Source organism: Citrobacter sp. MGH106 (assembly GCF_001037495.1).
Taxonomy (GTDB): domain Bacteria; phylum Pseudomonadota; class Gammaproteobacteria; order Enterobacterales; family Enterobacteriaceae; genus Citrobacter; species Citrobacter murliniae.
On the sequence record NZ_KQ089823.1, the window covers coordinates 243,416 to 255,784 of the forward strand.

13 protein-coding genes are annotated in these 12,369 nt (G+C 52.1%); 9 read left to right on the forward strand and 4 right to left on the reverse strand.

All coding sequences use genetic code 11. From position 1 onward, the window contains the following. Positions 1 to 109: 109 nt before the first annotated feature. The 6 genes from SK36_RS20760 (at position 110) to ghrB (ending at position 6,041) form a co-directional block, all read left to right on the forward strand. The gene (locus SK36_RS20760) at positions 110 to 772 is read left to right on the forward strand and encodes an OmpA family lipoprotein (protein ID WP_045448680.1); all 663 of its coding nucleotides are present in this window, start codon (positions 110 to 112) and stop codon (positions 770 to 772) included. A 112-nt stretch (positions 773 to 884) separates the two neighbouring features. Next, positions 885 to 1,901 (forward strand): LacI family DNA-binding transcriptional regulator, encoded by a 1,017-nt coding sequence (locus SK36_RS20765; RefSeq protein ID WP_048223036.1) that lies wholly within the window; start codon positions 885 to 887, stop codon positions 1,899 to 1,901. A gap of 100 nt (positions 1,902 to 2,001) precedes the next feature. Then, positions 2,002 to 2,751: a sugar phosphate isomerase/epimerase family protein gene (locus tag SK36_RS20770; protein WP_048223039.1), complete on the forward strand. Its 750-nt coding sequence runs from the start codon at positions 2,002 to 2,004 to the stop codon at positions 2,749 to 2,751. Between the two features lie 3 nt (positions 2,752 to 2,754). Continuing rightward, positions 2,755 to 3,693, forward strand: coding sequence for a sugar kinase (locus tag SK36_RS20775; protein ID WP_048223042.1), 939 nt, complete (start codon positions 2,755 to 2,757; stop codon positions 3,691 to 3,693). Positions 3,694 to 3,757: 64 nt separating this feature from the next. Then, positions 3,758 to 5,044 carry an MFS transporter gene (locus tag SK36_RS20780; protein WP_048223045.1) on the forward strand — a complete coding sequence of 429 codons (1,287 nt, stop codon included), beginning with the start codon at positions 3,758 to 3,760 and terminating at the stop codon, positions 5,042 to 5,044. 22 nt (positions 5,045 to 5,066) lie between these two features. Further along, positions 5,067 to 6,041, forward strand: coding sequence for a glyoxylate/hydroxypyruvate reductase GhrB (ghrB, locus tag SK36_RS20785; protein WP_048223048.1), 975 nt, complete (start codon positions 5,067 to 5,069; stop codon positions 6,039 to 6,041). Between the two features lie 88 nt (positions 6,042 to 6,129). Here ghrB and SK36_RS20790 read toward each other — a convergent pair whose 3' ends face one another. Next, a complete protein-coding gene (locus SK36_RS20790) occupies positions 6,130 to 6,840 on the reverse strand; it encodes a DUF3053 domain-containing protein (RefSeq protein ID WP_045448690.1) in 711 nt (236 codons plus the stop codon). A 378-nt stretch (positions 6,841 to 7,218) separates the two neighbouring features. Here SK36_RS20790 and SK36_RS20795 point away from each other — a divergent pair, with 378 nt between their 5' ends. From SK36_RS20795 to cueP, 3 genes are all read left to right on the forward strand, one after another. Beyond that, positions 7,219 to 7,509 carry an HTH-type transcriptional regulator gene (locus SK36_RS20795; RefSeq protein WP_045448692.1) on the forward strand — a complete coding sequence of 97 codons (291 nt, stop codon included), beginning with the start codon at positions 7,219 to 7,221 and terminating at the stop codon, positions 7,507 to 7,509. A 281-nt stretch (positions 7,510 to 7,790) separates the two neighbouring features. Beyond that, a complete protein-coding gene (gene cspE, locus SK36_RS20800) occupies positions 7,791 to 8,003 on the forward strand; it encodes a transcription antiterminator/RNA stability regulator CspE (RefSeq protein ID WP_000014594.1) in 213 nt (70 codons plus the stop codon). Positions 8,004 to 8,189: 186 nt separating this feature from the next. Continuing rightward, positions 8,190 to 8,729 (forward strand): copper-binding periplasmic metallochaperone CueP, encoded by a 540-nt coding sequence (gene cueP / locus SK36_RS20805; RefSeq protein WP_045448698.1) that lies wholly within the window; start codon positions 8,190 to 8,192, stop codon positions 8,727 to 8,729. A gap of 66 nt (positions 8,730 to 8,795) precedes the next feature. On the opposite strand, the gene glyS is transcribed toward cueP, so the two are convergent. The 3 genes from glyS to SK36_RS20820 form a co-directional block, all read right to left on the reverse strand. Continuing rightward, positions 8,796 to 10,865 (reverse strand): glycine--tRNA ligase subunit beta, encoded by a 2,070-nt coding sequence (gene glyS, locus SK36_RS20810; protein ID WP_045448701.1) that lies wholly within the window; start codon positions 10,863 to 10,865, stop codon positions 8,796 to 8,798. Between the two features lie 9 nt (positions 10,866 to 10,874). Next, positions 10,875 to 11,786 (reverse strand): glycine--tRNA ligase subunit alpha, encoded by a 912-nt coding sequence (gene glyQ, locus SK36_RS20815; RefSeq protein ID WP_048223052.1) that lies wholly within the window; start codon positions 11,784 to 11,786, stop codon positions 10,875 to 10,877. Positions 11,787 to 11,881: 95 nt separating this feature from the next. Beyond that, positions 11,882 to 12,193 (reverse strand): YsaB family lipoprotein, encoded by a 312-nt coding sequence (locus tag SK36_RS20820; RefSeq protein ID WP_048223056.1) that lies wholly within the window; start codon positions 12,191 to 12,193, stop codon positions 11,882 to 11,884. Between the last annotated feature and the right edge of the window lie 176 nt (positions 12,194 to 12,369).

Sequence of the window (12,369 nt, forward strand, 5' to 3'; positions counted from 1 at the left end):
TTACTTACAAATTTCAGAGTCTTCCCTGGAATTTTCTTCATGTTCACACGTCATAATCATCCGCCACGGTCGCTGTGGTAAAGAAGAAAAAAGTCATTAAGGAATTGAGATGAAGAAACGTGTATTTGTGATTGCTGCCATCGTGAGCGGCGCCCTGGCAGTTTCTGGCTGCACAACAAACCCATATACCGGTGAGCGCGAAGCGGGTAAATCCGGCATGGGTGCGGGCATTGGTTCGCTTGTTGGCGCTGGCATTGGCGCGCTCTCCTCGTCGAAGAAAGATCGCGGCAAAGGCGCGCTGATTGGTGCAGCAGCAGGTGCTGCTGTTGGTGGTGGCATTGGTTATTACATGGATGTGCAGGAAGCGAAACTACGCGAAAAAATGCAGGGAACTGGCGTAAGCGTGACGCGCAGTGGCGATAACATCATTCTGAATATGCCAAATAACGTCACCTTCGACAGCAGTAGCGCTAACCTGAAACCAGCAGGGGCAAACACCCTTACCGGCGTGGCAATGGTGCTGAAAGAGTACAATAAAACCGCAGTAAACGTATTAGGCTTTACTGACAGCACCGGCAGCCAGGATCTGAATATGCGCCTGTCACAACAGCGTGCTGACTCTGTAGCCAGTGCCCTGATCACTCAGGGTGTGGAAGCAAACCGTATTCGCACCCGTGGTATGGGCCCGGCGAACCCGATCGCCAGCAACAGCACCGCCGAAGGCAAAGCACAGAACCGTCGTGTAGAGATCACCTTAAGCCCAATCCAGTAAACGTATGCGCCGGGTGGAGGCTCCGCCTTGCCCGGCCTACGTCCGGCAGGAAGCACTTGCCATCGTCAATTTTCGCGTTAAGGTGTTCTCACTTTCTGGCGAGGGAACCTTAATGGCAAAATCAGCACGCCCAACCATCAGCGATGTGGCAAAAGCCGCTAAAACGGGTAAGACCAGCATTTCACGTTACCTTAACGGTGAGAAACATCTGCTATCCGACGCGCTGTTGGCCCGTATTGAACAAGCCATTGCCGATCTCGACTATCGCCCCAGCCTGATGGCGCGAGGCCTGAAACATGGCCGTACCCGTCTGATCGGACTGATTATCGCCGATATTACCAATCCCTACTCCGTTAATGTCCTGAGCGGTATTGAAGCGGCCTGTCGCGAAAAAGGTTTTACCCCTCTGGTCTGTAACACCAACAACGAAGTGGATCAGGAACTGCATTATCTCGACCTGCTGCGAAGCTACCAGGTTGAAGGAATTGTGGTGAATGCTGTAGGCATGCGTGAAGAGGGGTTAAACCGCCTGCAACAGTCCGCACTACCGATGGTGCTAATTGACCGTAAAATCCCTGATTTCGCCTGCGACATGGTCGGGCTCGATAACACTCAGGCAGCAACGGTCGCCACTGAGCACCTGGTCGAACAAGGTTTTGAAGCTATTCTGTTTCTCAGCGAACCTTTAGGCATGGTTAATACTCGCCGCGAGCGCCTGAGTGCCTTTCGCGCGACGCTGGCACAATACCCTGGCGTCATCGCAGAAAATGCCGAAGTCCCGTTGGCGGAAAATATGCAACTGGATGACACGCTGCGCCAGTTTCACCAACAACATCGGGGAATGCGCAAAGCTGTTATCTCAGCCAACGGCGCCCTCACGCTACAGGTTGCCCGCGCACTGAAGCGGATTGGCCTCAATTGGGGCAGCGACATCGGCCTGCTCGGTTTTGATGAGCTGGAATGGGCCGAGCTGGCAGGCGTGGGCATTACTACTTTGAAACAGCCGACGTGGCAGATTGGTTATACCGCCGTAGAGCAGGTTGTGCGCCGGATTAATGGTGGATCCGATGCCATTCAGGAGCAGGTTTTCTCCGGTGAACTGATCGTTCGCGGCTCCACCGCCCGCTAAATTTCCTTCGTGATGGTGATCATAAATTCGGCATCATGCCCTTTTCTTTGGAACCGGTTCCATTTAGCGTTATAGCAAGAGCGATAGTTTTGGAGTTTCCATGAACAGAAAAATTATGGTGGTCACCGCCGCCTACGGCTATGACCAGGTACGCGCAGCCGGTGGGCAAACCGCGATATTGCCCGTCATTGCAGAAGCTGGCGCGGACGGCGTCGAAATTCGCCGCGAAATGTTGACCAACACCGAGCTCAACACGCTGTCAACCATGGCGTCAGCTATTGAAATTTTTGGTCTGCTGGCCTGCTACTCCGCACCAGAGCCGCTGTTCCTTGAAGATGGTAGTCTCAATCCCCGGATCCCATCACTGCTTCAGGAAGCACAGGTCCTGCAGGCGCTGTGGTTAAAAGTATCCCTCGGACATTTTTCCCATACAGATCAGTTCGACACATTGCGTAACTGGCTGGATACCAGTGGTATGGAGCTGGTCGTCGAAAATGATCAAACACCTTGTGGCCGCCTGCAACCAATGCAGCGTTTTAACGAAGCCTGCCAGACCCTGAACCTGCCGGTAACTCTGACCTTCGATATGGGCAACTGGTTGTGGGTAGGCGACACCCCGGAAGAAGCAGCGCAGCAGCTGGCATCTGCCGTGGGATATATCCATGTGAAAGCCGCCACACCACATCACGACAGCTATCGTGCTGTGCCGCCTGATGAAGCAGACTCACGCTGGATGACGCTGCTAAACAAACTGCCCGCAGATGTGCCGCGCGGCATTGAGTTTCCCCTGGAAGGGCAAGATTTGGCGGCGGTAACCCGTCACTACGTCGATCTGTTACGCAAGGAGTAACGCATGAAAAATTCACTGGATGTCGTCACCATTGGTGAAGCGATGGCGATGTTTGTCGCCACGCAAACGGGTGATTTGGCGGACGTAGAGCAGTTTATCAAGCGCGTAGCGGGCGCTGAACTCAATGTGGCAACCGGCCTTGCCCGCCTGGGCTTGAAGGTCGGCTGGGTGAGTCGCGTGGGTAACGACAGTTTTGGTCGTTTTATTCTTAAGTCGCTGGCGAAAGAAGGGATTGATGCGCAGGGAGTTACCCAGGACGGGCGCTACGCAACCGGCTTTCAGTTAAAATCTAAAACCGAAAATGGAACCGATCCCATTGTGGAGTATTTCCGCAAAGGCTCCGCCGCCAGCCACCTCAGTGTTGAGGATTATCACGATGGATACTTCTCCAGCGCGCGTCATCTGCACCTGAGCGGCGTTGCGGCAGCACTGTCAGCAAGTTCATATGCGCTGCTGTCTCATACTGCCCGCACCATGAAAGCGATGGGTAAGACAATCTCATTTGACCCGAACCTACGCCCGGTGCTGTGGAAAAGCGAAACAGAAATGGTGGAGAAACTCAATCGATTAGCCTTTCAGGCTGACTGGGTTCTACCGGGGTTAAAAGAGGGCATGATTTTAACCGGGCAACAGACCCCTGAAGGCATCGCAGACTTTTATCTGCGCCACGGCGTCAAGGCAGTGATCATCAAAACCGGGGCCGATGGCGCCTGGTATAAAGCCGCCAATGGCGAGCACGGTAGTGTCGCGCCAGTGAGAGTCGACAACGTTGTCGACACCGTTGGCGCGGGCGATGGTTTTGCCGTGGGTGTAATCAGTGCACTACTGGAAGGACGCTCTCTGCATCAGGCAGTAACCCGAGGCAACAAAATTGGTGCACTGGCCATTCAGGTTCAGGGCGACAGCGAAGGCTTACCCACACGTGAACAATTAGGGGAATAAACCCCCGACCCTCTCTGTACCCTACATGCAGAGGCGGCATAACAGCATAACCAGAGGGCAATCTATGAATAGCTCAACAAATGCAGCAAAACGCTGGTGGTACATCATGCCGATCGTGTTTATCACGTACAGTCTGGCGTACCTTGATCGCGCGAACTTCAGCTTCGCATCCGCCGCCGGAATCAACGAAGATCTCGGCATTACCAAAGGGATTTCCTCCCTGCTGGGTGCCCTGTTTTTCCTCGGTTATTTCTTCTTCCAGATCCCTGGAGCGATTTACGCCGAGCGCCGTAGCGTACGAAAACTGATTTTTATCTGCCTGATCCTGTGGGGAGCCTGCGCGTCACTGACCGGTATGGTCAGTAACATCCCCATGCTCGCTGCCATTCGCTTCATTCTTGGCGTTGTTGAAGCCGCGGTCATGCCCGCGATGCTGATTTATATCAGTAACTGGTTTACGAAGTCCGAACGTTCACGCGCCAATACCTTCCTGATCCTCGGCAATCCGGTAACCGTCCTGTGGATGTCCGTTGTTTCCGGTTATCTGATTCAAGCGCTGGGCTGGCGTGAAATGTTCATCATTGAGGGCTTCCCGGCCATCATCTGGGCGTTTTGCTGGTGGGTGCTGGTAAAAGACAAACCTTCACAGGTGGGCTGGTTGTCGGAATCCGAGAAAGCGGCGCTGCAGGCCCAACTGGAAAAAGAGCAGCAGGGTATTAAAGCCGTACGTAATTACAGTGAAGCTTTCCGCTCACGTAACGTGATCTTGTTGTGCCTGCAGTATTTTACCTGGAGTATTGGCGTCTACGGCTTCGTCCTGTGGCTCCCGTCCATCATCCGTAGTGGTGGCGCAAATTTAGGTATGGTGGAGGTCGGTTGGCTTTCATCAGTACCTTATCTGGCAGCAACGGCAGCGATGATTCTGGTCTCATGGGCTTCAGATAAACTGCAAAACCGTAAACTGTTTGTCTGGCCGCTGTTACTGATCGCCGCTTTCGCCTTTATCGGCTCCTGGGCCGTTGGTGCTGACCACTTCTGGGTTTCATACACCTTGTTGGTGATTGCAGGTGCGGCAATGTACGCTCCTTACGGTCCCTTCTTCGCCATCATTCCAGAAATGCTGCCTCGTAACGTTGCCGGGGGAGCAATGGCACTGATTAACAGCATGGGCGCATTAGGCTCATTCTTTGGTTCCTGGTTTGTCGGCTACCTCAATGGCACCACCGGCAGCCCTTCCGCCTCATACATTTTTATGGGGGTAGCGCTTTTTGCCTCAGTATGGCTAACTCTGATTGTCAGACCAAGTTCTGCTAATAATCAGCAACTTCCAACTGGCGCGCACCACGCTTAAACACTAACTTACGGAGATTCGTATGAAGCCGTCCATTATTCTCTACAAAGCGTTACCTGACGATTTGCTGCAACGCCTGGAAGAGCATTTTACTGTGACTCAGGTGCCCAACTTGCGCCCGGAAACAGTAACACAGCACGCACAGGCCTTTGCCAGCGCGGAGGGACTGTTAGGCTCAAGTGAAACCGTCAATACCGCCCTGCTGGAGAAAATGCCCAAACTGCGTGCGACATCAACAATCTCCGTCGGCTATGACAATTTTGACGTCGATGCTCTCAACGCACATAAGGTGCTGTTGATGCACACGCCAACAGTGCTGACAGAAACCGTCGCTGATACGGTGATGGCGCTGGTGCTAAGCACAGCCCGCCGCGTGGTTGAAGTAGCTGAACGAGTGAAAGTCGGTGAATGGACCAAAAGTATTGGCCCAGATTGGTTTGGCACCGATGTGCACCACAAAACGCTGGGGATTGTCGGCATGGGCCGCATTGGGCTGGCTCTGGCGCAACGTGCTCATTTCGGTTTTGGCATGCCGATTCTCTACAACGCGCGACGCCACCATAAGGAAGCAGAAGAGCGCTTCAACGCGCGTTACTGCGATCTGGACACACTGCTGCAGGAGTCTGACTTTGTCTGCCTGATTCTGCCGTTAACAGAAGAAACGCATCACCTGTTTAGTACAGAGCAGTTTGCCAAAATGAAGTCCTCCGCCATTTTCATCAATGCGGGTCGTGGTCCGGTCGTGGATGAAACCGCGCTGATTGCTGCTCTAAAAAACGGGGAGATTCATGCGGCAGGTCTGGATGTGTTTGAGCAGGAACCGCTGTCGGTAGACTCACCGCTGCTGTCACTGCCAAACGTAGTGGCAGTACCGCATATTGGCTCAGCAACCCATGAAACACGCTATAACATGGCGGCCTGTGCGGTAGATAACTTAATCGATGCGCTACAAGGAAAGGTCGAGAAAAACTGCGTGAACCCGCAGATTTTGGGGTAAAAAATACCGGGTTGCGTTAACGCATACCCGGCATTTTGTATATAGCTATAGGCCGGACAAGGCGAAGCCGCCATCCGGCACACTGCCATTACTGGGCTGCACTCACCGCAGCAGTCCAGGCTTGAGTAAAGGCCTGGTGCTGAGAAGCCAGCGGGCCAATCAGCGTATTGTACTGACTTGCCTGTTGTGATGTTGGGAACTGGATACCGTTCGCAACAAAGCTCACCTGCGTATCCTGTTGCGCCACAAAATCACCTACCTGTACCAACTGCTGCGTGAAGATTTGCGCGGCAGGTATCAGCGGCTGTAACGCCTCAGCAGGCGCGGTTACCACTTTGTTGTAGACCTGATCAAAAACAGGCTTCAGGTCGTCGCTCTGCTTCAACGCACCGTGTGCAGCATCGGCCTGGAGTTTCGCGTTCTGCAACTGCTGTCCTAACACACCCAGCGCACCATTTGCCTGACGTAGCGGTTCACGCTGAGTCACATAATCCTGAGGAACACGAATTGCATTGACGCTATCAACAACCGGACGCAGACCGGAGTCCATCGCCTGATTTACCTGCTGCGAATAGCCGTAAAGAATCGCGTAATCGGACACAAACGGGCCAAACTGTTTTTTCTGATCGGCGGTAAGCGTCGGTAAACGCTCCCCACTACGCATTGCAGTATTCTGCAGAAAATCGATAAACGCTTTACGCTGATCGCCTTCTTTATCAAAACACCCACTCAGGCCAACTACCATTAAGAGCGCCAAAACAGGCGCAAACCAGCGAGAGCAGGACTTACCTGTCGCCATTTTAATACTCCTTTCACCCAAAAATGCGCACAACGACACCCGCGTGCCTGACGATGACAAGGATAGTCCAGGTCAGCCCCGCAAGATACCCTTTCCACATAATCTTGTAAGGGAAAATCCCCCTTCCCATCGTCCTTCCTTTACTAACCAATGTTCCATTCCTCGCACGGTGTAATTTTTTAGTAATCTTTACAATTGGGATCCGTTGTCTGGAGATCCCGACCGTTATCAAATCGTTAGCAAACTACAGGTTGCCCCACGCGAGACGCTGAAACGAATCCATAACCAGAACCTTCAGTCCGCCTTCATTTTTTACGACTATTCTTAATGAGCTTTGATCAAATTCACGATCCCGTTGTGTGATTTTAGGAGTTCTCAATGGAATACAAAGATCCTATGTTTGAACTGCTGAGCAGTCTGGAACAGATTGTTTTTAAAGATGTATCGCAGACGGTAACCCTGACGCAAAAATCCAACCCTTTCACCGAATTTGAACAGCTACGACGAGGGACTGGATTAAAAACAGATGATTTTGCCCGTGTAATGGGCGTGACGGTCGCGATGGTCCATGAGTGGGAGTCTAAACGCGTAAAGCCTTCCAGCACTGAATTGAAATTGATGCGCCTGATACAGGCGGACCCAAGATTAAGTAAGCAGTTGATGGATTAGAACATTTTTCACATTTGATTTAAGAACGGCCCTGAAAAAGGGCCGTTTTCTCGCCGTCGCTATCCACAAAAAAGAAAATAGTAGTTGCATCCCTATGCGTAAAATGAGTTAATGCACTCAACGGTTTGACGTACAGACCATTAAAGCAGTTTAGTAAGGCAAGTCCCTTCAAGAGTTATCGTTGATACCCTTCGTAGTGAGCATTTCCTTTACTGTTAAAAAATCTGTAAAGCACGCCATATCGCCGAAAGGCACACTTATTTTTTAAAAGGTAATACACTATGTCCGGTAAAATGACTGGTATCGTAAAATGGTTCAACGCTGACAAAGGTTTCGGCTTCATCACTCCTGACGATGGCTCTAAAGACGTGTTCGTACACTTCTCTGCTATCCAGAACGATGGCTACAAATCCCTGGACGAAGGTCAGAAAGTTTCCTTCACCATCGAAAGCGGCGCTAAAGGCCCGGCAGCTGGCAACGTAACCAGCCTGTAAGCTTAAAAAAGCTCAGAATTCAAGATCCCTGCCAAATGGCGGGGATTTTTTTATTTGCACGTTGCGATAAATCCCTCTCCTCTCTTCTTTGCATTACTTTACCCACTACACCTTTGACCTTTCCCTAAGGGCAAGCTTTATAGTACGTCGGCATGTATTCCACAATTTTCACAAGGAATTGAAGCTATGTCGAAATCCTCACTGCTGCTGCTTTTGGGTTTATTCACAGCCAGTAACGTATTTGCAGCAACCCCAGAGTCAACCTTTCTGGCGCAACATGGGCTTAGCGGGAAATCCGTCGAACAAATGGTAGAAACCATTGACCAGTCGCCTCAGAGTCGTCCATTACCCTACTCTGCTTCCGTTACCAGTACGGCTCTTAAGCTGTCTTCCGGTGAGCAGGTTTATACACTGCCGCTCGGCGATAAGTTCTACCTGTCCTTTGCCCCTTATGAATGGCAAACGCACCCCTGCTTTAACCACAGTCTCTCTGGCTGCCAGGGCGAAATGCCTGAGAAGACTTTTGATGTCAAAGTGACGGATAACAAAGGTGATGTTGTCGTACAAAAAGAGATGAAAAGCGGCCGTAATGGATTTATCGGCGTATGGCTACCGCGCAATATAGAAGGCACGATCGAAGTGAGTTATAACGGTAAAAGTGCGGCTCATTCCATTAAGACGATGAATGATAGCCAGACCTGCCTGACAGAATTGCAACTGCGCTGATAGCATAAAAAATGCCGGATAGCGCAATTTTGCTTATCCGGCATTTTCTAAGTCATTTCACGACAATTACTGCAGCAGTGAAATATCCGCCACGCGCAGGAACAGCTCGCGCAGTTTTTCGAGCATAGAGAGACGGTTAATACGTAGCTCTTTATCCTCGACGTTCACCATCACTTTCTCGAAGAAAGCATCCACAGGCTCACGCAGTTCAGCCAGCTCAACCAGCGCTTCCTGGTAGCGGCCTTCAGCGAAGAACGGCTCGAGCTTGTCACGCAGCACGACAACCTGCATCGCCAGCGCAATCTCTTCCGGCTCTTTCAGCGTTGACGCATTCACGCGGTCATTCAGCTTCTCTTCTGACTTCGCCAGAATGTTCGATACACGTTTGTTGGCAGCAGCCAGCGCAGATGCGGCTTCCAGCGTACGGAAGTGCGAAACCGCCTTCATGCGTGCGTCGAAATCAGCCGGACGAGTCGGACGACGCGCCAGCACAGCCTGAATGGTATCAACGCTGTAACCTTCATCCTGATACCAGGCGCGGAAGCGGCCGAGCATAAAGTCGATAACGTCATCAACCACATTGGCGTTAGTCAGCTTATCACCGTACAGACGAACCGCTTCTTCGGTCAGCGTTTGCAGATCCAAAGTCAGGTTTTTCTCAACAATGATACGCAGTACGCCCAGCGCAGCACGACGCAGTGCAAACGGGTCTTTGTCACCTTTCGGATGCTGGCCGATACCGAAGATACCCGCCAGGGTGTCCATCTTATCGGCAATCGCTACCGCACAGGCAACCGGGTTGGACGGCAACTCATCGCCGGCAAAGCGAGGCTGATACTGTTCGTTCAGCGCCACAGCAACATCTTCCGCTTCGCCATCATGACGTGCGTAGTGCATGCCCATCACGCCCTGAGTGTCAGTGAACTCGAAGACCATGTTGGTCATCAGGTCACATTTTGACAGCAGGCCCGCACGGGTCGCATGATTAACATCAGCGCCAATCTGACCGGCAATCCAGCCCGCCAGCGCCTGAATACGATCGGTCTTATCACGCAACGTACCCAGTTGCTGTTGGAACAGCACGGTTTGCAGGCGCGGCAAATGGTCTTCCAGACGTTTTTTGCGGTCGGTATTGAAGAAGAACTCGGCATCAGCCAGACGCGGACGAACCACTTTCTCGTTACCGGAGATGATTTGCTGTGGATCTTTAGACTCGATATTGGCAACGAAGATAAAGTTCGGCAGCAGTTTGCCGTCGTTCGCATATACCGGGAAGTACTTCTGGTCACCTTTCATGGTGTGGACCAGCGCTTCAGAAGGTACGGCGAGGAATTTTTCTTCAAATTTTGCCGTCAGCACCACTGGCCATTCAACCAGAGAGGCGACTTCTTCCAGCAGACTTTCGCTCAGATCGGCGTTACCACCAATCTTACGCGCCGCTTCTTCGGCATCGGCTTTAATTTTTGCCTTACGCTCGGCGTAATCGGCAATCACTTTACCGCGCTGACGCAGGATTTCAGGATACTGATCGGCATTGTCGATGGTGAATTCCGGCTCGCCCATAAAGCGGTGGCCACGAATCACGCGATCGGACTGAATACCCAGGATCGTTGCCGGAATAACTTTGTCGCCCAACAGCAAGGTCACAGTGTGAACCGGACGCACAAAGTGAACATCAGACGCACCCCAACGCATCAGTTTCGGGATCGGCAGCTTAGCCAGCGAGGTGGCGATCATGTCAGGCAGCAGCGTTTCAGCACTTTCGCCTTTCACATGCGCACGATACAGCAACCACTCACCTTTATCAGTGGTCAGGCGTTCAGCCTGATCAACAGTGATGCCGCAACCACGCGCCCAACCCTCTGCCGCTTTGCTCGGATTACCGCTGGCATCAAATGCCTGGGCAATTGCCGGACCGCGTTTTTCAACTTCGCGGTCAGGTTGAGACTCAGCCAGAGCGGCTACCTTCAGCGCCAGACGACGCGGGGCGGCAAACCACTCAACATTGCCGTGCGCGAGGCCGGCGTTATCCAGCTCCGCGGTAAAGTTCGCAGCAAAGGACTCTGCCAGGCTGCGCAGTGCTTTTGGTGGCAGCTCTTCAGTGCCGATTTCCACCAGAAAAGTTTTCTCAGACATGGCCGCCTCTTATTTGTCTTTGTTGCACATCGGGAAGCCAAGGGCTTCACGGGAAGCGTAGTAAGCTTCTGCCACTGCTTTAGTCAGGGTGCGAATGCGCAAAATATAGCGCTGACGCTCGGTGACGGAGATGGCTTTACGCGCATCCAGCAGGTTGAAGCTATGGGCGGCTTTCAGAATACGCTCGTAGGCAGGCAGCGGCAGCGGATTTTCCAGTGCCAGCAACTGCTGAGCTTCTTTCTCGTACTGCTCGAAGCAGGTAAACAGGAAATCCACATCGGCGTATTCGAAGTTGTAGGTGGATTGCTCCACTTCGTTCTGATGGAACACGTCGCCGTAAGTGGTTTTACCCAGCGGGCCGTCGCTCCAGACCAGGTCGTAAACGCTGTCTACGCCCTGAATGTACATGGCCAGACGTTCCAGACCGTAGGTAATTTCCCCGGTCACCGGCTTGCATTCCAGACCACCCACCTGCTGGAAGTAGGTGAACTGCGTGACTTCCATGCCGTTCAGCCACACTTCCCAACCCAGACCCCAGGCACCCAGCGTTGGGTTTTCCCAGTTATCTTCCGCGAAACGAATGTCGTGAATGGTCGGGTCCATACCCAGCTCCTTCAGAGAGCCCAGGTACAGTTCCTGAATATTGTCCGGTGACGGCTTAATGACGACCTGGAACTGATAGTAGTGCTGTAAGCGGTTCGGGTTTTCGCCGTAGCGACCGTCGGTCGGACGACGAGAAGGCTGCACATAAGCAGTTGCCATCGGCTCCGGCCCCAGCGCGCGCAGGCAGGTCATTGGGTGAGAAGTCCCCGCGCCGACTTCCATGTCCAATGGTTGAACAATGGTGCAGCCCTGGCGAGCCCAGTAATCCTGTAAGGTCAGGATCAAGCCCTGGAAGGTCCTGGTATCAAACTTTTGCATATTATTTCGTGCTGGATACGTGTGGATTTAAAGGAAGCGGTCAGTATACCCGCTGGCTGCAAGATATACAGTACGAAACGGGAAAAAGGGTGCACTTAGCGCATGGAAAGGTGCAAAAACTGCCCGTCTGCATCAAATGAGCAGACAAAACTCTCTTTACGGAAGGTAGAACCGCGCATCTCATAGCTACCCTGGAATTGTTCAAAGCCGGTAACATCAATTTTCTGGGTCGCAGTGTTATAGCGTTCGGCAGCCTCATTTTTGCACAATGATTCCATATCCAGCGAACGCGTAGGAGTGACTTTGACCTTTTGCGCCTTCTGTTCGGCCACGGACGATTGAGGGTCGGCGCATCCTGCCAACAGGAAGGTTGTCACCATCACAGGAAAGAAATACTTCATCATCATTTTATTACCGCCTGTTTTGCTGGTCAGTCTTATTATTATTTATGTCTGAAACTCGATTCCTATTGTGAGAATCTCCTCGGACCACCACAAGCTTTAGCGTAAGAACTCGGATTATTCCAGTGAGACACGCCGACAAAATGCCAGTCAGATTATTTTTAAATGGAAACAGAGGAACT